Here is a 22310-nt window from a genome sequence, read left to right as displayed (position 1 = left end):
AGAGAAGGAAGCACCAAGGATGAGCAAGCTGCGCGTGGCGGTCATCGGCGCCCACGGCCGGATCGGCTCCGAGGCCGTCCGGGCCGTGGCGGCCGCCGAGGACATGGAGCTGGTGGCCGAGCTGGGCCGGGGCGACGAGCTGGAGACGCTGACCCGGGCCGGTGCCCAGGTCGCGGTCGAGCTGACGCACCCCGACTCGGTGATGGACAACCTGGAGTTCTGCCTCGCCAACGGCATCCACGGCGTCGTCGGCACCACCGGCTGGACCGAGGACCGCCTCGCGCGGCTGAACTCCTGGCTCGACGCCGCGCCGTCGACCGGAGTGCTCATCGCCCCGAACTTCTCCATCGGGGCCGTCCTGACCATGACCTTCGCCCGGCAGGCGGCCCGCTTCTTCGAGTCCGCCGAGGTCGTCGAGCTGCACCACCGCGGCAAGGCCGACTCCCCCTCCGGCACCGCCACCCGCACCGCCCAGCTGATCGCGGCGGCCCGGGAGGACGCCGGCCTGCCGCGGCAGGAGGACCCGACCACGCACGGCCTGCCGGGCGCGCGCGGCGCGGACGTCGACGGGGTGCCGGTGCACGCCGTACGGCTGCGGGGCCTGCTGGCCCACCAGGAGGTCCTGTTCGGGGACACCGGCGAGACGCTCACCATCCGGCACGACTCGCTGCACCACAGCTGCTTCATGCCCGGCATCCTGCTGGGCGCGCGACGCGTGGTGGACACGCCCGGGCTGACCTTCGGCCTGGAACACTTCCTGGATCTGGGCTGAGCACCGTGCGCGCGAAAATTGTCTATTTCGGACTGGCGGCCGTCCTGGTCGTCTACTTCTTCCTGGTCGGCAGCCGCGGCATCATGCTGATCAGGCAGGGGACGGCGATCACCGTCGCCTTCGGCGTGGCGGTGCTGGTCCTGCCCTTCATCGGCGCCTGGTTCCTCTACCAGACCACCCGGTTCGCCCGGGCCGCCAACCGGCTGGCCCAGGAGCTGGAGGCCGAGGGCGGCCTCCCCGTCGACGAGCTCGTACGGACACCGGGCGGCCGGATCGACCGCGACTCCGCGGACGCCGTCTTCGCCCGCCGCCGGGCCGAGACGGAGGACGCGCCGGGGGACTGGCGCGCCTGGTTCCGGCTGGCGGTGGCGTACCACGACGCGAGGGACACCCCGAGGGCCCGTAAGGCCATGCAGCGGGCCATCGCCCTGCACGACGGGAAGCCGGTACGGGCCGAGGCCGTCTGACGGCGAACGGCGGAAGGGGGCGGTCAGGGGTTCTCCCCCGACCGCCCCCTTCCTTCTGCTTTTCCTCGCCCGTGGATCCTTCCGGGCCCGTGGATCCTTCCGGCTCCGAGGCGGGGCCCCGGTAGCGGGAGGCGCGTCAGACGGGCCGGAACTCCGCGACGCGCCGCTCCACCGCGGCCACGGCACCCGCGAACCGCTCCGGCCGCCCCAGGAAGTCCGCGCCCTGGTCGGTCACCACGGTGACCACCGGCTCGCCCCGGCCCCGGGCGACGACCAGCGCCTGCCCCCGCACCGTACGAGGCAGCCCGAGCCGGCGTACCGGCTGCTGGACGGTGCGGACCCCCGCCACGTCCGCCCACGGGACCACCGTGCTCGACAGCAGCCGGACCTGCCGCAGCCCCTCGGGGCTCAGCCAGACGCCGACGTGGACCAGGCGTACCGCCGCCGCGATCAGCAGCGCGGCCACGGCGACACAGATGCCCGCGGCCGGGAGCGAACCGGCGACGGCGATGATCAGGGCGGAGAAGAGCACGCACGAGGCGAGCAGCAGCACCAGCGCGGCGCCGCCGACCCGCCAGGGGCCGATCCGGTACGGACGCCGCCGGCGGGCGCGGTCCTCGTAGGGCAGGACCACCTCGGGGGCCGGGCCCGCGGGTGCGGCGTCATCTCGGGCGGCTGTCAGGAAGGGCAGGGGCATTGGGCGAGGCTACCGATGAGTGAGGGGCCCGGCCACCTCGGGTGGCCGGGCCCCTCACGCCGTGACCGAACGCTTTCCGGTCGACAACCAGCTGGAAATCGACCCGAAGCCGACCGGACCGGTCAGCGGCCGTCCTTGGCCTCCGACTGCTGCGTGTGGTGCGTGCTCTGCGTGCCCGCCTGCATCGCCGGCATGCCGAAGAGCAGCGCTCCGACCAGCCCCGCTGTCACCGTGATCCCCACGAGGGCCTGACGGGCCAGCTGCGAGCGGCTCGCGCGGGCCCGGGGCGGCGGCGTGACGTTGCTGCGGTAGCGCTCGGATTCGGCGACGAAGGCGAAGGGCACGGGCTCACGCCGGCGAAACATGAAGGGCTCCTTGGAACCTCGAAGTGTGTTGTCACACAGAAGGACGTTCGAAAGGCGCCTCAGGTGCCCGTTTTCGGCGACTTCTGTGAAAAATCTCAACAGGTGCCCCGGCTCATCCCTCCGCCCCGCTCTGTCACGGGCCGAGTGTCAGTGGTGGCCCGTAGGCTGGTCGCCGCCCGAGCAACGTGATTTGGAAGGACCCCGCCGGTGACCGACAGCCCCACCGAGTACGCCAAGCCCACATTCCGCGGTGACGTGACCGTCGAGCTGGTCAAGCACAGCGCCGCCGACTCCGACGTGCTGTGGGCCGCCCGCGTCTCCACCGCCGGTGAGCAGTCCCTTGAGGAGATCACCAAGGACCCGGAGCGGTCCAAGGGGCTCATCAATTACCTGATGCGCGACCGCCACGGCAGCCCCTTCGAGCACAACTCGATGACCTTCTTCATCAGCGCCCCGATCCTCGTCTTCCGCGAGTTCATGCGCCACCGCGTCGGCTGGTCCTACAACGAGGAGTCGGGCCGCTACCGCGAGCTCCAGCCGGTCTTCTACGTCCCGGGCCAGGACCGCAAGCTGGTCCAGGAAGGCCGACCGGGCAAGTACGTCTTCGTCGAGGGCACCCAGGCGCAGCACGACCTGACCACCCGCGTCATGGAGGACTCCTACCGCCAGGCGTACGAGGCGTATCAGGAGATGCTGGCCGCCGGCGTCGCCCGTGAGGTCGCCCGCTCGGTCCTGCCGGTCGGACTCTTCTCCTCCATGTACGCCACCTGCAACGCTCGCTCGCTGATGCACTTCCTCGGGCTGCGCACCCAGCACGAGCAGGCGACGGTTCCCTCCTTCCCGCAGCGCGAGATCGAGATGGTCGGGGAGCAGATGGAGGCGGAGTGGGCGAAGCTCATGCCCCTCACCTACGCCGCGTTCAACAAGAACGGTCGCGTCGCGCCCTGAGCGTGCTCCTACGCGCCGGTAGGGAAGGTGTCCGTATTGCGGCTTTTCCTGACTTTCATCTAGGCTGAAGAAACGGACCCGGTACTGCTTGAACCCCCGAGCAGGCAGTGCCGGGATCCCTTTGGCACTCCCCGAGGGGGCACCTCACGGTGAGCAACGAGTAGCGTGGCCCCCATGGCTCCGACCTCCACACCGCAGACGCCCTTCGGGCGGGTCCTGACCGCCATGGTCACGCCCTTCACCGCTGACGGCGCCGTCGACCTCGACGGTGCCCAGCGCCTCGCCACCCACCTGGTGGACGCCGGCAACGACGGCCTCGTCGTCAACGGCACCACCGGCGAGTCGCCCACCACCAGCGATGCGGAGAAAGCCCAGCTCGTACGGGCCGTGGTCGAAGCGGTCGGCGACCGCGCGCACGTCGTCGCCGGAGCCGGTACGAACGACACCCGCCACAGCGTCGAGCTGGCCCGCGCCGCCGAGCAGGCCGGCGCCCACGGCCTCCTGGTCGTCACCCCGTACTACAACAAGCCGCCGCAGGAGGGCCTCTTCCGGCACTTCACGGCCGTCGCCGACGCCACGGAACTCCCCGTGATGCTCTACGACATCCCCGGCCGCAGCGGCGTCCCGATCGACACCGAGACGATCGTCCGTCTGGCCGAGCACCCCCGGATCGTCGCCAACAAGGACGCCAAGGGCGACCTGGGCCGCGCCAGCTGGGCCATCGCCCGCTCGCGCCTCGCCTGGTACTCCGGCGACGACATGCTCAACCTGCCGCTGCTCTCCGTGGGCGCCGTGGGCTTTGTGTCCGTCGTCGGCCACCTCGTCGCCCCCGAGCTGCGCGCGCTGCTCAGCGCCTATCTCTCCGGCGACGTCACCAAGGCGACCGAGATCCACCAGAAGCTGCTTCCGGTGTTCACGGGTATGTTCCGCACCCAGGGAGTGATCACCACCAAGGCGGCCCTGGCCCTCAAGGGCCTCCCGGCCGGTCCGCTGCGACTGCCGCTCGTCGAGCTCTCCCCGGAGGAGACCGAGCAGCTGAAGCGCGATCTCTCGGCCGGTGGGGTAGAGCTCTAACCAGAGGCCGCCCCGGCGCGCACGGCGCCCGCCGACCGGTCGGCGCCCACAGACTTCACAACTGAATACGGAAACAACTGCAAGTGCACGAATGTCACGCGCGCCATGTGTCCCAGGAGGGCATGTGGCGCGTGTGGTGAGGAGAGTCTTTTGAGTCACCCGCACCCTGAACTCGGTCCCCCGCCGAAGCTCCCCGAGGGCGGCCTCCGGGTCACCCCCCTCGGCGGTCTCGGCGAGATCGGCCGCAACATGACCGTCTTCGAGTACGACGGCCGTCTGCTGATCGTCGACTGCGGAGTGCTCTTCCCCGAGGAGGAGCAGCCCGGAGTCGACCTGATCCTGCCGGACTTCACGTCCATCAGGGATCGTCTGGACGACATCGAGGGCATCGTGCTCACGCACGGCCACGAGGACCACATCGGTGGCGTTCCCTACCTGCTTCGCGAGAAGCCGGACATCCCGCTGATCGGCTCCAAGCTGACCCTCGCCCTGATCGAGGCCAAGCTCCAGGAGCACCGCATCCGCCCCTACACCCTTGAGGTCGTGGAGGGGCACCGCGAGCGCATCGGTCCCTTCGACTGCGAGTTCGTGGCGGTCAACCACTCCATCCCGGACGCCCTCGCGGTCGCCATCCGCACCCCGGCCGGCATGGCCGTGCACACGGGCGACTTCAAGATGGACCAGCTCCCGCTGGACCGTCGCCTCACCGACCTGCCCGCCTTCGCGCGGCTCGGCGAGGAGGGCATCGACCTGCTGCTCTCGGACTCCACGAACGCCGAGGTCCCGGGCTTCGTACCGCCCGAGCGCGACATCTCCAACGTGCTGCGCCAGGTCTTCGCGAACGCCCAGAACCGCATCATCGTGGCCAGCTTCGCCAGCCACGTGCACCGCATCCAGCAGATCCTGGACGCCGCGCACGAGTACGGCCGGCGGGTGGCCTTCGTCGGCCGCTCGATGGTCCGCAACATGGGCATCGCCCGTGACCTGGGCTACCTGCGCGTCCCGGCCGGCCTCGTCGTGGACGTCAAGACACTCGACGACCTGCCGGCGGACGAGGTCGTGCTCGTCTGCACGGGCTCCCAGGGCGAGCCGATGGCCGCGCTGTCCCGCATGGCCAACCGCGACCACCAGATCCGGATCGTCCAGGGCGACACCGTGATCCTGGCGTCGTCCCTCATCCCGGGCAACGAGAACGCGGTCTACCGCGTGATCAACGGCCTGACCCGATGGGGCGCCAACGTCGTGCACAAGGGCAACGCCAAGGTGCACGTCTCGGGCCACGCCTCCGCGGGCGAGCTGCTGTACTTCTACAACATCTGCAAGCCTCGCAACCTGATGCCGGTCCACGGCGAATGGCGTCACCTGCGGGCGAACGCGGAGCTCGGCGCCCTGACCGGCGTGCCGAAGAACCACATCGTGATCGCCGAGGACGGCGTCGTGGTGGACCTGGTCAACGGCGCCGCGAAGATCGTCGGCAAGGTCCAGGCGGGTTATGTGTACGTGGACGGCCTCTCGGTCGGCGACGTCACGGAGACCTCGCTCAAGGACCGCCGCATCCTCGGGGACGAGGGCATCATCTCGGTGTTCCTCGTCGTCGACAGCGCCACCGGCAAGCTGGTGGGCGGCCCGCAGATCCACGCGCGCGGCTCGGGCATCGAGGACTCCACCTTCTCGGCGGTCGTTCCGAGGATCGAGGAAGCCCTGGCCAAGTCGGCCTCCGACGGCGTGCTGGAGCCGCACCAGATCCAGCAGCTCGTCCGCCGGACCATGGGCAAGTGGGTGTCCGACACCTACCGCCGGCGCCCGATGATCCTCCCCGTGGTCGTCGAGGTCTGACGCTAGATCAGCCATCTGGGCGGCCGCCCCGGCGCCGATTTGCATCCGGGCGCGGCCGTCCAGTAGGTTTACGGCTCCACCGCAAGGGGAACCCCTGAACGCCAAGAGCGTGATGGAACGTTCCGAAAGCGGCGGGAAACCGGCCCAGAGAAATCTGATAAAGTCGGTGAAGCCGGAAAGCGAATAGCTCGAAGGTAAACCCCGCTCCAACAGGGGGCCGGAAACGGGAAACAGACCGGAAACGGACTGGAAAACGGATCTGGTAAGATTGGAAACAACGAAGGGAAGCGCCCGGAGGAAAGCCCGAGAGGGTGAGTACAAAGGAAGCGTCCGTTCCTTGAGAACTCAACAGCGTGCCAAAAGTCAACGCCAGACTATAAAATACCCCGTCTCCGGCCTTCTGGCCGGGACGCGGTTCCTTTGAAAAGTCCTGTGAGCCTTTCGGGGCTGGCAGGCAATAACACAGCGAGGACGCTGTGCACGACTGGTCCTATTCCGACCGGTTGTGCCGCTCTCGTGTGTGTGCACCCGATTACGGGTAAACATTCACGGAGAGTTTGATCCTGGCTCAGGACGAACGCTGGCGGCGTGCTTAACACATGCAAGTCGAACGATGAAGCCTTTCGGGGTGGATTAGTGGCGAACGGGTGAGTAACACGTGGGCAATCTGCCCTGCACTCTGGGACAAGCCCTGGAAACGGGGTCTAATACCGGATAATACCTGCCGAGGCATCTCGGTGGGTTAAAAGCTCCGGCGGTGCAGGATGAGCCCGCGGCCTATCAGCTTGTTGGTGGGGTGATGGCCTACCAAGGCGACGACGGGTAGCCGGCCTGAGAGGGCGACCGGCCACACTGGGACTGAGACACGGCCCAGACTCCTACGGGAGGCAGCAGTGGGGAATATTGCACAATGGGCGAAAGCCTGATGCAGCGACGCCGCGTGAGGGATGACGGCCTTCGGGTTGTAAACCTCTTTCAGCAGGGAAGAAGCGAGAGTGACGGTACCTGCAGAAGAAGCGCCGGCTAACTACGTGCCAGCAGCCGCGGTAATACGTAGGGCGCAAGCGTTGTCCGGAATTATTGGGCGTAAAGAGCTCGTAGGCGGCTTGTTGCGTCGGATGTGAAAGCCCGGGGCTTAACCCCGGGTCTGCATTCGATACGGGCAGGCTAGAGTGTGGTAGGGGAGATCGGAATTCCTGGTGTAGCGGTGAAATGCGCAGATATCAGGAGGAACACCGGTGGCGAAGGCGGATCTCTGGGCCATTACTGACGCTGAGGAGCGAAAGCGTGGGGAGCGAACAGGATTAGATACCCTGGTAGTCCACGCCGTAAACGTTGGGAACTAGGTGTTGGCGACATTCCACGTCGTCGGTGCCGCAGCTAACGCATTAAGTTCCCCGCCTGGGGAGTACGGCCGCAAGGCTAAAACTCAAAGGAATTGACGGGGGCCCGCACAAGCAGCGGAGCATGTGGCTTAATTCGACGCAACGCGAAGAACCTTACCAAGGCTTGACATATACCGGAAACGGCCAGAGATGGTCGCCCCCTTGTGGTCGGTATACAGGTGGTGCATGGCTGTCGTCAGCTCGTGTCGTGAGATGTTGGGTTAAGTCCCGCAACGAGCGCAACCCTTGTTCTGTGTTGCCAGCATGCCCTTCGGGGTGATGGGGACTCACAGGAGACTGCCGGGGTCAACTCGGAGGAAGGTGGGGACGACGTCAAGTCATCATGCCCCTTATGTCTTGGGCTGCACACGTGCTACAATGGCCGGTACAATGAGCTGCGATACCGTGAGGTGGAGCGAATCTCAAAAAGCCGGTCTCAGTTCGGATTGGGGTCTGCAACTCGACCCCATGAAGTTGGAGTTGCTAGTAATCGCAGATCAGCATTGCTGCGGTGAATACGTTCCCGGGCCTTGTACACACCGCCCGTCACGTCACGAAAGTCGGTAACACCCGAAGCCGGTGGCCCAACCCTTGTGGAGGGAGCCGTCGAAGGTGGGACTGGCGATTGGGACGAAGTCGTAACAAGGTAGCCGTACCGGAAGGTGCGGCTGGATCACCTCCTTTCTAAGGAGCATATGGCCGACTGCGAGCGAATGACTCGCACGGTTGCTCATGGGTGGAACGTTGACTATTCGGCACGATCGGTTGGGATCATTAGTACTGCTTCGGCGTGGAACGTGAATTCTCATCTGGTCGGGCCGGGCACGCTGTTGGGTGTCTGAGGGTATGGACTTCGGTCTGACCTTCTAGCGCCGGCCCCGGTATAAGTCTGCTTCGGCAGGGTGTGACGGGTGGCTGGTCGTTGCTTGAGAACTGCACAGTGGACGCGAGCATCTGTGGCCAAGTTTTTAAGGGCGCACGGTGGATGCCTTGGCACCAGGAACCGATGAAGGACGTGGGAGGCCACGATAGGCCCCGGGGAGCTGTCAACCAAGCTTTGATCCGGGGGTGTCCGAATGGGGAAACCCGGCAGTCGTCATGGGCTGTCACCCGCTGCTGAACACATAGGCAGTGTGGAGGGAACGCGGGGAAGTGAAACATCTCAGTACCCGCAGGAAGAGAAAACAACCGTGATTCCGGGAGTAGTGGCGAGCGAAACCGGATGAGGCCAAACCGTATGTGTGTGATACCCGGCAGGGGTTGCGCATGCGGGGTTGTGGGATCTCTTTGCTGTCGTCTGCCGGCGACAGGACGAGTCAGAAACCGTTGGTGTAGGCGAAGGACATGCGAAAGGTCCGGCGTAGAGGGTAAGACCCCCGTAGCTGAAACATCAACGGCTCGTTTAAGAGACACCCAAGTAGCACGGGGCCCGAGAAATCCCGTGTGAATCTGGCGGGACCACCCGTTAAGCCTAAATATTCCCTGGTGACCGATAGCGGATAGTACCGTGAGGGAATGGTGAAAAGTACCGCGGGAGCGGAGTGAAATAGTACCTGAAACCGTGTGCCTACAAGCCGTGGGAGCGTCGCGCAAGGAGCTTGCTCCTTGCGTCGTGACTGCGTGCCTTTTGAAGAATGAGCCTGCGAGTTTGCGGTGTGTTGCGAGGTTAACCCGTGTGGGGAAGCCGTAGCGAAAGCGAGTCCGAATAGGGCGGTTGAGTAGCGCGCCCAAGACCCGAAGCGGAGTGATCTAGCCATGGGCAGGTTGAAGCGGAGGTAAGACTTCGTGGAGGACCGAACCCACCAGGGTTGAAAACCTGGGGGATGACCTGTGGTTAGGGGTGAAAGGCCAATCAAACTCCGTGATAGCTGGTTCTCCCCGAAATGCATTTAGGTGCAGCGTCGTGTGTTTCTTGCCGGAGGTAGAGCACTGGATAGGCGATGGGCCCTACCGGGTTACTGACCTTAGCCAAACTCCGAATGCCGGTAAGTGAGAGCGCGGCAGTGAGACTGTGGGGGATAAGCTCCATGGTCGAGAGGGAAACAGCCCAGAGCATCGACTAAGGCCCCTAAGCGTACGCTAAGTGGGAAAGGATGTGGAGTCGCAGAGACAACCAGGAGGTTGGCTTAGAAGCAGCCACCCTTGAAAGAGTGCGTAATAGCTCACTGGTCAAGTGATTCCGCGCCGACAATGTAGCGGGGCTCAAGCGTACCGCCGAAGTCGTGTCATTTCAGCATGAGGGTTAACGCCCGCTGGGATGGGTAGGGGAGCGTCGTGTGCCGGGTGAAGCAGCCGCGGAAGCGAGTTGTGGACGGTTCACGAGTGAGAATGCAGGCATGAGTAGCGATACACACGTGGGAAACGTGTGCGCCGATTGACTAAGGGTTCCTGGGTCAAGCTGATCTGCCCAGGGTAAGTCGGGACCTAAGGCGAGGCCGACAGGCGTAGTCGATGGACAACCGGTTGATATTCCGGTACCCGCTTTGAAACGCCCAATATCGAATCAGGCGATGCTAAGTCCGTGAAGCCGTCCTGGATCCTTCGGGTGAAGGGGAGTGGTGGAGCCGACGAACCAGACTTGTAGTAGGTAAGCGATGGGGTGACGCAGGAAGGTAGTCCAGCCCGGGCGGTGGTTGTCCCGGGGTAAGGGTGTAGGCCGTGTGGTAGGCAAATCCGTCACACGTTAAGGCTGAGACCTGATGCCGAGCCGATTGTGGTGAAGTGGATGATCCTATGCTGTCGAGAAAAGCCTCTAGCGAGTTTCATGGCGGCCCGTACCCTAAACCGACTCAGGTGGTCAGGTAGAGAATACCGAGGCGTTCGGGTGAACTATGGTTAAGGAACTCGGCAAAATGCCCCCGTAACTTCGGGAGAAGGGGGGCCATGTCTGGTGATGAGTCTTGCACTCTGAGCTGGGTGTGGCCGCAGAGACCAGCGAGAAGCGACTGTTTACTAAAAACACAGGTCCGTGCGAAGCCGTAAGGCGATGTATACGGACTGACGCCTGCCCGGTGCTGGAACGTTAAGGGGACCGGTTAGCTCCATTTCGGTGGGGCGAAGCTGAGAACTTAAGCGCCAGTAAACGGCGGTGGTAACTATAACCATCCTAAGGTAGCGAAATTCCTTGTCGGGTAAGTTCCGACCTGCACGAATGGCGTAACGACTTCTCGACTGTCTCAACCATAGGCCCGGTGAAATTGCACTACGAGTAAAGATGCTCGTTTCGCGCAGCAGGACGGAAAGACCCCGGGACCTTTACTATAGCTTGATATTGGTGTTCGGTTCGGCTTGTGTAGGATAGGTGGGAGACTGTGAAGCATGCACGCCAGTGTGTGTGGAGTCGTCGTTGAAATACCACTCTGGTCGTGCTGGATGTCTAACCTGGGTCCGTGATCCGGATCAGGGACAGTGTCTGGTGGGTAGTTTAACTGGGGCGGTTGCCTCCTAAAGAGTAACGGAGGCGCCCAAAGGTTCCCTCAGCCTGGTTGGCAATCAGGTGTTGAGTGTAAGTGCACAAGGGAGCTTGACTGTGAGACCGACGGGTCGAGCAGGGACGAAAGTCGGGACTAGTGATCCGGCGGTGGCTTGTGGAAGCGCCGTCGCTCAACGGATAAAAGGTACCCCGGGGATAACAGGCTGATCTTCCCCAAGAGTCCATATCGACGGGATGGTTTGGCACCTCGATGTCGGCTCGTCGCATCCTGGGGCTGGAGTCGGTCCCAAGGGTTGGGCTGTTCGCCCATTAAAGCGGTACGCGAGCTGGGTTTAGAACGTCGTGAGACAGTTCGGTCCCTATCCGCTGTGCGCGTAGGAGTCTTGAGAAGGGCTGTCCCTAGTACGAGAGGACCGGGACGGACGAACCTCTGGTGTGCCAGTTGTCCTGCCAAGGGCATGGCTGGTTGGCTACGTTCGGAAAGGATAACCGCTGAAAGCATCTAAGCGGGAAGCCTGCTTCGAGATGAGGACTCCCTCCTCCTTTGAGAGGGTAAGGCTCCCAGTAGACGACTGGGTTGATAGGCCAGGTGTGGAAGACCGGTAACGGTTGGAGCTGACTGGTACTAATAGGCCGAGGGCTTGTCCTCAGTTGCTCGCGTCCACTGTGTAGGTTCTGAAGTAACGACCGTGTTGTATCCGGTTTCGTTAATTTCATAGAGTTTCGGTGGTCATAGCGTTAGGGAAACGCCCGGTTACATTCCGAACCCGGAAGCTAAGCCTTTCAGCGCCGATGGTACTGCATGGGGGACCGTGTGGGAGAGTAGGACGCCGCCGAACAAATTTTATAAAAAGCTCTGTTGTCTGAACTTCGGTTCAGACAACAGAGCTTTTTTGTTTTCACGATGAACTGCGGAGCGTCACCCTGCGTTAACGTCGCGCGGTAACGCTCCCTCCATGGGGACCGTGGAGATGCTGACCGCAGCGGGTATCGGCACAGGTGACGAGGTCGTCGTGCCCTCCTACGCCACGACCGACGCGGCCGAGGCGGTCCGCCGGGCCGGAGCGACACCCGTGTTCGCCGACATCGATCCGCGGAGCCTCTGCCTCGACCCGGCCTCGGTCGCCGCGAGCCTGAGCCTCCGTACCGCGGCCGTGATGCCCGTTCACCTCTTCGGACGTCACGCCGACCTGGCCGGCCTCCGAGCCGTCGCCGAGCGGCGAGGGCTGCTCGTCATCGAGTACGAACGGGCCGCGCCGGCCGACGAGAGCACCCGTAGGCGCCAGGAGAACGCCTTCTACCTGAACGCCCGGCTCCGGGGCGTGGAAACGCCCACCGTGCCCCCGGGAGACCTGCACGGCTACCGCTCGTACGTCGTGCGGGTGCCCGGCAACGGGCGGCCCGACCGGGACGCGTTCGCCCGGGCACTGCGTGCCCGGGGCGTACGGTGCCACGTGCCCGTACAGACTCCCGTGCACCGGCTGCCGTCGTTCAGGCGGGAGTTGTGGCTGGCGGAGACCGAGCGCGCCGCCGACCAGTGCCTCGCGCTGCCCGTGGACGCCTCCGTCACCCAGCGGGAACTGCACCGCGTGGTCGCCGCGTGCAACGCGCTCGGCGGGCTGCTGCCGGCAGCCGTCTAGCCCTCCGGAAGGGACCGGCCGTCCCGGCGCCCCAGGGTGGTCAAAAGGACGTGCGAAAGTCGGGTATGCTTTATCTCGTTGCCGGCCCCAATAGCTCAGTCGGCAGAGCGTCTCCATGGTAAGGAGAAGGTCTACGGTTCGATTCCGTATTGGGGCTCCACAGAAGAAGGCCCCCGCCGTTCGGCGGGGGCCTTCTTCGTATCCATGTGTTTCCGGCGGCGGGGGAGCCGGTGCACCGGCTCCCCCGGAAATCGGAGGCCCCCGGCCGCACCGGCCCGCCGATTCAGGGCTCCTGACGCTCCGGCACCCGCATGGCCAGAATCGCCATGTCGTCCGACGCCGGCTCCGCCGCGAAGCGCTCCACCGCGCGCAGGATCCGCGCCGTGACCGCCCCGGCCGTCAGCCCCGTACACGTCGTCAGGACGTCCGCCAGGCCGTCGTCGCCGAGCATGCGAGAGCCCTCGCGGCGTTCGGTCACCCCGTCCGTGACGCACAGCAGGACATCGCCCGGGTCGAGGGCGACGGTCTGCTCGTACAGCTCCAGGTCCTCCATCACACCCAGCAGCGGCTGGGGGTCCGCCGCGGCCTCCACGCTCCCGTCGGGGCGCAGCCGCAGCGGCAGCGGATGGCCGGCACAGACGATCTTGAGGATCGCGCTGCCGTCCTCCTGCGGCCAGAGCTCCCCGTAGAGCAGGGTGAGGAAGCGGCTGCGTGCGCCCTCGTCCAGGATCGCGGCGTTGAGCCGCTCCAGGACCGCCGGGCCGCCGTAGCCCTCGCGGGCCAGGAGCCGCAGGGCGTGCCGGGCGAGGCCGGTGACGGCGGCGGCCTCCGGGCCCGTACCGCACACGTCACCGATGGCGAAGCCGTACGCGCCGTCGCGGATCGGGAACAGGTCGTAGAAGTCGCCGCCCACCTCGTTGCCCTCGCCCGCCGCGCGGTAGATCACGTCGACCTCGACGCCCGGCACATGGGGCAGCTCCGGGGGCAGCAGGCTGCGCTGGAGGGACTGGCTGATGGCCGTGCGCTCGCTGTAGAGGCGGGAATTGTCCAGGGCCAGCGCGGCACGGCGGGAGAGGTCCTCGGCGAGCTCCAGGATCTCCTGGCGGAAGTGGTCGTCGGTGGGCTTGCCGAGGGTGAGCATGCCGATGACGCGGTTGCGGGCCACCAGCGGCAGCACCACGGTCTCACCGCCCACGGCGGTCGCCGTGGCGAGCGAGGTTCCGGGACCGGCGGGCTGCCGGGCGATGTCGGTGAGACCCAGGCTGCGCAGGGAACTGCGCAGCGCGGCGGCGTGCGCGGCCTCCGCGGGCGCCGTCCAGACGCGGGCGCCCGGGGTGGGCACCGGCTCCGGCGGGTCGAGCCTGCCGAGGAGCGTCTTCAGACCGTCGATGCGGTCCTCGTCCTCGTGCAGGACGTAGGACAGCTCGGGCTCCGAGGCGGGGTCGGCCACGGTGTAGACGGCGCACCAGGCGGCCAGGGTGGGGACGGTCATCTGGGCCATCAGGGCCAGCGTCTGGTCCCGGTCCAGGGTGCCCGCCAGCAGGTCGGACGCCTCGACGAGGAAGGACAGCGAGCCCCGGCGGAGCCGCTCCAGCTCATTGAGCCGGGCCCGCTCGACGGCGAGGGCGATGCGGTCGGCGGCGAACTGGAGGCGGAGCGCCTCCTCGTTCGTATAGCGGCCCGGGGCCTCGGCGGCGACGCCGAGCGAGCCGGTCAGGCGGCCCTCGACCTTCAGGGGGACGGTGACGACCGAGCGCATGCCGGTGTCGGCGAGCAGCGGCACGGCGCCCGGCAGGACGGCGAGGTCCTCGTGGACGGCGGGCATCCGGGCCGAGCCGTAGCGGCCCGTGCCCGCTTCGACGGGGACGCGGGCGAAGCGCTGGCGGGCCGAGGGGAGGCCGGTGGAGGCGCGAACCTCCAGCTCGGTCTCGTCGTCGGTGGCGAGCAGGAGATAGGCGGCGTCGCCGTCGAGCATGTCACGGGCGCGCTCGACCGTGCGCTGGAGCAGGCCGTCGAGGTCGTCGGGGGCGGGGGAGCCGATGAAGACCTCGAAGGGGTCGGTGGCGGGGCTCCGCTCGCTGGTGGCGGTGTCCGTGGCCGGGGTGCGCTGGAGGCTCTGGAGCACCGCGCGCTCGTCCTCCCGGACCAGCAGGCAGACGGTGGAGGGGGCGCCCGCGATGTCGCGCACGCGCAGGTGGGAGGCGTAGACGGGGGTGATGCGGCCGTCGGCGCCCCTTATGCCGTACGAGCCCTCCCAGCGGGAGAGGCGCAGGGCCTCGGCGACCCCCGTGGAGGTGCCGGGGGTGTGCGGCCAGGCCGCGAAGTCGGTGAGGGGCTTGCCGATCACCTGGTCGGCGGGGAAGCCGAAGAGGACGTCGGCGTCGTCGTTCCAGGAGCTGATGGCGCCCGTGCGGTCGATCTGGACGACCGCGACCCTGACCCGGGGGTCGGCGACGGGAAGGGCCTCGGGCGGCAGGGCGGGGCCGGCGGAGCGGGTGCCGGCCGGGCGGTCGGACAGGTCGAGCTGGAACCACACCTGCTTGTGGGTGGGGGTGTACTCGACGCCCCAGCGGGCGGCGAGCGCGGCGCACAGGAGCAGGCCGCGGCCGCCCTCGCGGTCCACGCCGCCGATGCGGCGGGGCGAGCTCTGGAGCGGCACCTCGCGCTCCGGATAGCGGTCGGCGACCTCGACGCGCACGCCGTCCTCCGTGCGCATGCACAGGACGTCGGCGGCGGTGCCGGCGTGGACGACGGCGTTGGTCACGAGCTCGCTGGTGAGGACGACCGCGTCGTCGATGATGTCGGGAAAGCCCCAGCCCTGGAGTGTGTCCCTGACAAAGGCCCGGGCGGCGGCTACCGAACGTCCGACCGGCTCGAAGGTGGCGGCAGCCCGCGCGGTGATCACAGGTCTCCTCGTGTACGTCTCGGCGATCTGCTCACCCATTTCGCAGCGCCCCTCCATTGCCCCGGCCGGATGCCAGGTTACTTACCTTCGTCGCACGGGCGGAGGGCGGTGCGCGCTGATTCCACCTTGGGAGTGCCCGCGGACCGTGTGCGATGCTGCCGAACTGTTATGGCCTGGCCGGGCCGGGGTGAAACACTGGGAAAGATTGAACTGAAAGCCCGACGAGGATGATCGACCCTGCGGGAGGGACACGGTGGAGTCTGGCGCGGAGGCGCGGGGCGTGAGCACGCGCGCGAAGGGCGGACGGTCCCGGGCCAATGGGACGACGGAAGTCGACACGGCGGCGCTGAACAGGTTGGTGTCGGCGCTCGCCGCGATGCGGGACGGGAACTTCCGGAAGCGGCTGACGGTCTCCGGCGACGGTGTGATGGCCGAGATCGCGGCGGTCTTCAACGAGGTCGCCGACCGCAATATGCAGCTGACCGGCGAGCTGGCGCGGGTGCGCCGGGTGGTCGGCCGTGAGGGAAAGCTCACGGAACGGCTGGAGACCGGAGCCTGCGAGGGTGCTTGGGCCGCGGCGATCGACGCGTCGAACGCTCTGGTGGACGATCTGGTGCGGCCGGTGTCCGAGGTGGGGCGGGTGCTGTCGGCGGTGGCCGAGGGCGACCTGGAGCAGCGGATGGATCTGCGTTCGCCAGGGGCGGACGGGGAGGCGCACCCGCTGCGGGGCGAGTTCCTCAAGGTGGGCCGCACGGTCAACGGTCTCGTGGACCAGCTGTCGGCGTTCACCGACGAGGTGACGCGGGTGGCGAGCGAGGTCGGTACGGAGGGCAAGCTCGGCGGGCAGGCCCGAGTGCGTGGAATGTCGGGTTCGTGGAAGGACCTCACGGATTCCGTCAACACGATGGCCTCCCGGCTCACCGCTCAGGTGCGTGACATCGCTCTTGTGACGACGGCGGTCGCGAAGGGCGATCTCTCCCGCAAGGTCACGGTGCACGTGGCGGGCGAGATGCTGGAGCTGAAGAACACCGTGAACACCATGGTGGACCAGCTCTCGTCCTTCGCCTCCGAGGTGACGCGCGTCGCGCGCGAGGTGGGTACCGAGGGCGAGCTGGGCGGTCAGGCGCAGGTGCCGGGTGTCGCGGGCGTCTGGAAGGACCTCACCGACTCGGTCAACCTGATGGCCGGCAATCTGACGGCGCAGGTGCGGGGGATCGCGCAGGTCACCACGGCGGTCGCCAACGGAGACCTGTCGCAGAAGGTGACGGTGAGCGCGCGCGGCGAGGTCGCGCAGCTGGCCGAGACGATCAACCAGATGACGGAGACCCTGCGGACTTTCGCCGACGAGGTCACCCGGGTGGCCAGTGAGGTCGGCGCCGAGGGCCAGCTGGGCGGCCAGGCGCAGGTGCCGGGCGCGGCGGGTACGTGGAAGGACCTCACCGATTCGGTGAACACCGCCTTCCGGAACGTCACCACACAGGTCCGCGACATCGCCCAGGTGACCAAGGCCGTGGCCAACGGTGATCTGGGGCAGAAGGTCACCGTCGATGTGTCCGGTGAGATGCTGGACCTGAAGAACACCGTCAACACGATGGTGGACCAGCTCTCCGCGTTCGGTGCCGAAGTGACGCGTGTGGCGCGGGAGATCGGTGTCGAGGGTGAGCTGGGTGGTCAGGCCGCGGTGCCGGGCGCGGCGGGTACGTGGAAGGACCTCACCGATTCGGTGAACACCGCCTTCCGTAACCTCACCGGCCAGGTCCGGAACATCGCCCAGGTGACGACGGCGGTGGCGAACGGCGACCTGTCGCAGAAGGTCACCGTGGACGTCTCCGGCGAGATGCTCCAGCTGAAGAACACCGTGAACACCATGGTCGACCAGTTGTCGTCGTTCGCCGACCAGGTCACCCGGATGGCGCGGGACGTGGGCACCGAGGGCCGGCTGGGCGGTCAGGCCCGGGTGGACGGCGTCAGCGGCACCTGGAAGGAGCTGACCGACTCGGTCAACTTCATGGCCGGGAACCTGACGTCGCAGGTCCGCCAGATCGCCCAGGTGACGACGGCGGTGGCCCGGGGCGATCTGTCGCAGAAGATCGACGTGGATGCCCGGGGCGAGATCCTGGAGCTGAAGAACACCATCAACACGATGGTCGACCAGCTCTCCGCCTTCGCCGAGCAGGTGACCAGGGTCGCCCGGGACGTGGGGACCGAGGGCCGGCTGGGCGGTCAGGCGCAGGTGCCCGGGGTGGCCGGCGTCTGGCGCGACCTCACGGACTCCGTCAACGGCATGGCGGGGAACCTGACCGCGCAGGTCCGCAACATCGCGCAGGTGGCCACGGCCGTCGCGCGCGGCGATCTGTCGCAGAAGATCGACGTGGATGCCCGGGGCGAGATCCTGGAGCTGAAGAACACCCTCAACACCATGGTGGACCAGCTGTCCTCGTTCGCGGATCAGGTGACGCGGGTGGCCCGTGAGGTGGGCACCGAGGGCATCCTGGGCGGCCAGGCGGAGGTGCAGGGCGTCTCCGGCACCTGGAAGGACCTCACCCAGTCCGTCAACTTCATGGCCAACAACCTCACTTCGCAGGTGCGCAACATCGCCGAGGTGACGACGGCGGTGGCCAAGGGCGATCTCTCGAAGAAGATCACGGTCGACGCCAAGGGCGAGATCCTCGAACTCGTCACCACCGTGAACACGATGGTCGACCAGCTGTCCGACTTCGCGGAGCAGGTGAACCGGGTCGCCCGGGACGTGGGCACCGAGGGTCAGCTCGGCGGCCAGGCGCGGGTGCGGGACGTCACCGGCATCTGGAAGGACCTCAGTGACAACGTCAACCTGATGGCCAACAACCTGACCAGCCAGGTCCGTAACATCTCGCAGGTCGCCAGCGCCGTCGCCAACGGCGACCTCACCAAGAAGGTGACCGTCGAGGCACGCGGCGAGGTCGCGCAGCTGGCCGACACCGTCAACACGATGGTGACGACGCTGTCGTCCTTCGCGGACGAGGTCACGCGCGTGGCGCGTGAGGTGGGCACCGACGGCATCCTCGGCGGGCAGGCCCGCGTCCTCGGCGTCAGCGGGACGTGGAAGGACCTCACCGAGTCCGTGAACTCGATGGCGTCCAACCTCACCGGGCAGGTCCGCAACATCGCGATGGTGACCACGGCCATCGCCGGGGGTGATCTCACCAAGAAGATCGACATCGATGCGCGCGGGGAGATCCTCCAGCTCAAGACCACCATCAACACGATGGTCGACCAGCTGTCCTCGTTCGCCGACCAGGTGACGCGGGTGGCCCGCGAGGTGGGCACCGAGGGCCAGCTGGGCGGTCAGGCCCGGGTGCGCGACGTGGACGGCACCTGGCGCGACCTCACGGAGTCGGTGAACGAGATGGCGGGCAATCTGACCCGCCAGGTGCGCGCCATCGCCGAGGTCGCCACCGCGGTGACCCGCGGCGACCTCAACCTCAAGATCGACGTGGACGCGGCCGGCGAGATCCTGGAGCTCCAGGACAACATCAACACGATGATCGCCAACCTCCGCGAGACCACGCTGGCCAACAAGGAACAGGACTGGCTCAAGGGCAACCTCGCCCGGATCTCCGGCCTGATGCAGGGCCGCCGGGACCTGGAGGACGTCGCCGGACTGATCATGAGCGAGCTGACGCCGGTGGTCTCGGCGCAGCACGGCGCCTTCTTCCTGGCGATGCCGGAGGACCCGCTGGAGGGCGAGGGCGGCGAGGACGCGTACGAGCTGCGGATGCTCGGCTCGTACGGCTACTCCATGGGCTCGATGCCCACCTCCTTCCGGCCGGGCGAGACGCTCATCGGCACGGCCGCGCAGGAGAAGCGGACGATCCTCGTCGAGAACGTTCCGCCGGGCTATCTGAAGATCGCGTCCGGGCTGGGGGAGGCGCCGCCGGCCCATGTGATCGTGCTGCCCGTGCTGTTCGAGGGTCAGGTCCTCGGCGTCATCGAGCTGGCGTCGTTCCAGCCCTTCGCGCAGATCCAGAAGGACTTCCTCAACCAGATCGCCGAGATGATCGGCACGAGCGTCAACACGATCAGCGTCAACACCAAGACCGAGGTGCTGCTCAAGCAGTCGCAGGAGCTCACCGAGCAACTGCGCGAGCGGTCGGCGGAGTTGGAGAACCGGCAGAAGGCGCTGGAGATCTCCAACGCCGAGCTGGAGGAGAAGTCGGAGCGGCTGGCCCGGCAGAACCGCGACATCGAGGTCAAGAACACCGAGATCGAGGAGGCCCGGCAGGTGCTGGAGGAGCGCGCCGAGCAGCTCGCCGTCTCCATGCGCTACAAGTCCGAGTTCCTCGCCAACATGTCGCACGAGCTGCGCACCCCGCTGAACTCGCTGCTGATCCTGGCGAAGCTGCTCGCGGACAACGCCGAGGGCAATCTCTCCCCGAAGCAGGTCGAGTTCGCCGAGACGATCCACGGCGCGGGCTCGGACCTGCTCCAGCTGATCAACGACATCCTGGACCTGTCCAAGGTCGAGGCGGGCAAGATGGACGTCAGCCCGACGCGCATCGCGCTGGTCCAGCTCGTCGACTATGTGGAGGCCACCTTCCGGCCGCTGACGGCCGAGAAGGGCCTGGACTTCTCCGTAAGGGTCTCCCCGGAGCTGCCCTCGACGCTGCACACCGACGAGCAGCGGCTGCTCCAGGTCCTGCGGAACCTGCTGTCGAACGCCGTGAAGTTCACGGACACGGGCGCGGTCGAGCTGGTCATCCGGCCGGCCGGCGGCGATGTTCCGGACAGCATCCGTGAGCAGCTCCTGGAGGCGGGTTCGCTGCGGGACCCGGATGGTGAGGTGATCGCCTTCTCCGTCACGGACACCGGCATCGGCATCGCCGCGAGCAAGATGCGGGTGATCTTCGAGGCGTTCAAGCAGGCGGACGGGACGACCAGCCGCAAGTACGGAGGCACCGGGCTCGGGCTGTCGATCAGCAGGGAGATCGCCCGGCTGCTGGGCGGTGAGATCCACGCGGCGAGCGAGCCGGGCCGTGGCTCCACCTTCACGCTCTACCTCCCGCTCAACGCGGGTGAGCTGCCGCCCCAGGGATATCCGCAGCTCACGCCCGGCGCCCACGTCGCCGTGCCGGAGCTGCCGGGCGAGGACTTCACCGGCCACGCGGACCACGCCGGCGACCTCGCCGGGGCCGTGGAGGACTCCGCGCGCGGTGCGGCCGGTCTCTTCCTGCGGCGCAGGCGGGCGGCGCAGGCGGCCGGGCAGTGGCCCGCGGCCGCGCCGGTGCCCCCGGCGCCCCGGCCTGCGGCGGCCGAGCCCGTGGTGCCGGAGATCGATCCCTGGCAGAGCCCGCCCGCCGGTGACACAGAGCAACCGTCGGACCACGGCTTCGGCCGGGGCTTCGCCAGGAGCTTCCACGGCGAGAAGGTGCTGATCGTCGACGACGACATCCGCAATGTCTTCGCCCTGACGAGCGTCCTGGAGCAGCACGGGCTCTCGGTGCTCTACGCCGAGAACGGCCGGGAAGGGATCGAGGTCCTGGAGCAGCACGACGACGTCGTGGTGGTCCTGATGGACATCATGATGCCGGAGATGGACGGCTATGCCACGACGGCCGCGATCCGCAGGATGCCGCAGTTCGCGGGGCTGCCCATCATCGCGCTGACGGCCAAGGCGATGAAGGGCGACCGGGAGAAGAGCATCGATGCCGGCGCGTCGGACTATGTCACCAAACCGGTCGACACGGATCACCTGCTGACGGTGATGGAGCAGTGGATGCGCGCCGAGTGACGGATGGCCGGAAGGTTCCTGACCGCCTGTTGACCGACTGTGCCCGATGACGTGTGGGAGGCCGGGATTCGGGGAACCTTCTGGTCTCCCGCTACGTTTCTGCTACGTGCACAGTGACATCGCGGTGACAGGGTGTGGCGACCGGCGGGGTACGGCTACCATGACCGGCACAAGGACGGGCGGCGCAAGGGAGTCGTCCCCTGGGGCGGCGCCCGGTGCTTCCCTCGGCTCTTCGAGCCGGGGCGACCCCAAGCCGGGGCGAGGAGGACGGGGCATGGTGCAGAAGGCCAAGATCCTCCTGGTCGATGACCGGCCGGAAAATCTGCTGGCGCTGGAGGCCATCCTCTCGGCGCTCGATCAGACACTGGTGCGGGCATCGTCAGGGGAGGAAGCGCTCAAGGCGCTGCTGACGGACGATTTCGCGGTGATCCTGCTGGACGTCCAGATGCCGGGCATGGACGGCTTCGAGACGGCCGCGCACATCAAGCGGCGGGAGCGCACGCGGGACATCCCGATCATCTTCCTCACCGCGATCAACCACGGCCCGCACCACACCTTCCGGGGCTACGCCGCGGGCGCGGTCGACTACATCTCCAAGCCCTTCGACCCATGGGTGCTGCGCGCCAAGGTCTCGGTCTTCGTCGAGCTGTACATGAAGAACTGCCAGCTGCGGGAGCAGGCCGCGCTGTTGCGGCTCCAGCTGGAGAGCGGCCAGGGCCGCGGTGGCGCCGCGGCCCCGCAGGAGCCCGCCGGGCTGCTCGCCGAGCTCTCCGCCCGGCTGGCCGCCGTGGAGGAGCAGGCCGAGGCGCTCACCAAGCAGCTCGACGAGTCCGCGGACGCGGCCGCCATCGCCACCGCCGCCCACCTGGAGCGCAAACTCACCGGGCTGCGCCGGGCGCTGGACGCCCTGGAGCCCGGCACCGGCAGCGGCGCGAGCCCGGTCCCCTCGCCGAGCTGACCCCCTGACGCCGCGTCACCCTTGGCAGTGCGGGACGGCGACACGAATGGGTGAACGCCC

The 22310-nt window shown here is 67.1% G+C and carries 11 protein-coding genes, 1 tRNA gene and 3 rRNA genes; 12 read left to right on the top strand and 3 right to left on the bottom strand.

The window, feature by feature from the left end:
• Positions 1-19 precede the first annotated feature (19 nt).
• Complete coding sequence (gene dapB / locus AF335_RS29620) at positions 20-772, top strand: 4-hydroxy-tetrahydrodipicolinate reductase (RefSeq protein WP_102921524.1); 753 nt, start codon at positions 20-22, stop codon at positions 770-772.
• 5 nt (positions 773-777) lie between these two features.
• Positions 778-1239, top strand: coding sequence for a tetratricopeptide repeat protein (locus AF335_RS29615; protein WP_087925965.1), 462 nt, complete (start codon positions 778-780; stop codon positions 1237-1239).
• 136 nt (positions 1240-1375) lie between these two features.
• Here AF335_RS29615 and AF335_RS29610 read toward each other — a convergent pair whose 3' ends face one another.
• Together AF335_RS29610 and AF335_RS29605 are read right to left on the bottom strand one after the other, a co-directional pair.
• Positions 1376-1936, bottom strand: a complete 561-nt coding sequence (locus tag AF335_RS29610; protein ID WP_102921523.1) for a hypothetical protein — start codon at positions 1934-1936, stop codon at positions 1376-1378.
• Between the two features lie 122 nt (positions 1937-2058).
• Positions 2059-2301 (bottom strand): hypothetical protein, encoded by a 243-nt coding sequence (locus tag AF335_RS29605; RefSeq protein ID WP_102921522.1) that lies wholly within the window; start codon positions 2299-2301, stop codon positions 2059-2061.
• Between the two features lie 207 nt (positions 2302-2508).
• Between AF335_RS29605 and thyX the strand changes: the two genes are divergently transcribed.
• The 8 genes from thyX (at position 2509) to AF335_RS29560 (ending at position 12777) form a co-directional block, all read left to right on the top strand.
• Entirely contained in the window at positions 2509-3249 is a 741-nt protein-coding gene (thyX, locus tag AF335_RS29600) for an FAD-dependent thymidylate synthase (RefSeq protein ID WP_102921521.1), read from the top strand.
• Between the two features lie 174 nt (positions 3250-3423).
• Complete coding sequence (gene dapA, locus AF335_RS29595; protein WP_102921520.1) at positions 3424-4323, top strand: 4-hydroxy-tetrahydrodipicolinate synthase; 900 nt, start codon at positions 3424-3426, stop codon at positions 4321-4323.
• A 150-nt stretch (positions 4324-4473) separates the two neighbouring features.
• A complete protein-coding gene (locus AF335_RS29590) occupies positions 4474-6159 on the top strand; it encodes a ribonuclease J (RefSeq protein WP_102921519.1) in 1686 nt (561 codons plus the stop codon).
• A 545-nt stretch (positions 6160-6704) separates the two neighbouring features.
• Positions 6705-8228: ribosomal RNA gene (locus AF335_RS29580) — 16S ribosomal RNA — on the top strand.
• Positions 8229-8502: 274 nt separating this feature from the next.
• Positions 8503-11626 (top strand): 23S ribosomal RNA (locus AF335_RS29575).
• Between the two features lie 73 nt (positions 11627-11699).
• Positions 11700-11816: ribosomal RNA gene (gene rrf, locus AF335_RS29570) — 5S ribosomal RNA — on the top strand.
• The 16S, 23S and 5S rRNA genes sit together here, the layout of an rRNA operon.
• Positions 11817-11933: 117 nt before the next feature.
• The gene (locus tag AF335_RS29565) at positions 11934-12617 is read left to right on the top strand and encodes a DegT/DnrJ/EryC1/StrS family aminotransferase (protein ID WP_102921517.1); all 684 of its coding nucleotides are present in this window, start codon (positions 11934-11936) and stop codon (positions 12615-12617) included.
• Positions 12618-12701: 84 nt separating this feature from the next.
• Positions 12702-12777, top strand: a tRNA-Thr gene (locus AF335_RS29560).
• Between the two features lie 123 nt (positions 12778-12900).
• On the opposite strand, the gene AF335_RS29555 is transcribed toward AF335_RS29560, so the two are convergent.
• Positions 12901-15561 carry a SpoIIE family protein phosphatase gene (locus AF335_RS29555; RefSeq protein ID WP_102921516.1) on the bottom strand — a complete coding sequence of 887 codons (2661 nt, stop codon included), beginning with the start codon at positions 15559-15561 and terminating at the stop codon, positions 12901-12903.
• 214 nt (positions 15562-15775) lie between these two features.
• Between AF335_RS29555 and AF335_RS29550 the strand changes: the two genes are divergently transcribed.
• Both AF335_RS29550 and AF335_RS29545 read left to right on the top strand, forming a co-directional pair.
• Positions 15776-21292, top strand: coding sequence for a HAMP domain-containing protein (locus AF335_RS29550; protein WP_102921515.1), 5517 nt, complete (start codon positions 15776-15778; stop codon positions 21290-21292).
• Positions 21293-21566: 274 nt separating this feature from the next.
• Positions 21567-22250, top strand: a complete 684-nt coding sequence (locus tag AF335_RS29545) for a response regulator (RefSeq protein WP_102921514.1) — start codon at positions 21567-21569, stop codon at positions 22248-22250.
• Positions 22251-22310: the final 60 nt, after the last annotated feature.

The sequence above is a fragment of the Streptomyces eurocidicus genome (genome assembly GCF_002891295.1).
GTDB lineage: Bacteria > Actinomycetota > Actinomycetes > Streptomycetales > Streptomycetaceae > Streptomyces > Streptomyces eurocidicus.
The sequence above is the reverse complement of the archived record's forward strand: the minus strand, read 5'-3'. Positions and strand labels throughout refer to the sequence as shown.

Bases quoted from the DNA above. Each gene is read 5' to 3' on its own strand.
- dapB (WP_102921524.1), top strand. From the start codon at position 20: ATGAGCAAGCTGCGCGTGGCGGTCATCGGCGCCCACGGCCGGATCGGC.
- AF335_RS29565 (WP_102921517.1), top strand. From the start codon at position 11,934: ATGGGGACCGTGGAGATGCTGACCGCAGCGGGTATCGGCACAGGTGAC.
- AF335_RS29545 (WP_102921514.1), top strand. From the start codon at position 21,567: ATGGTGCAGAAGGCCAAGATCCTCCTGGTCGATGACCGGCCGGAAAAT.
- AF335_RS29605 (WP_102921522.1), bottom strand. From the start codon at position 2,301: ATGTTTCGCCGGCGTGAGCCCGTGCCCTTCGCCTTCGTCGCCGAATCC.
- dapA (WP_102921520.1), top strand. From the start codon at position 3,424: ATGGCTCCGACCTCCACACCGCAGACGCCCTTCGGGCGGGTCCTGACC.
- AF335_RS29555 (WP_102921516.1), bottom strand. From the start codon at position 15,561: ATGGGTGAGCAGATCGCCGAGACGTACACGAGGAGACCTGTGATCACC.
- AF335_RS29610 (WP_102921523.1), bottom strand. From the start codon at position 1,936: ATGCCCCTGCCCTTCCTGACAGCCGCCCGAGATGACGCCGCACCCGCG.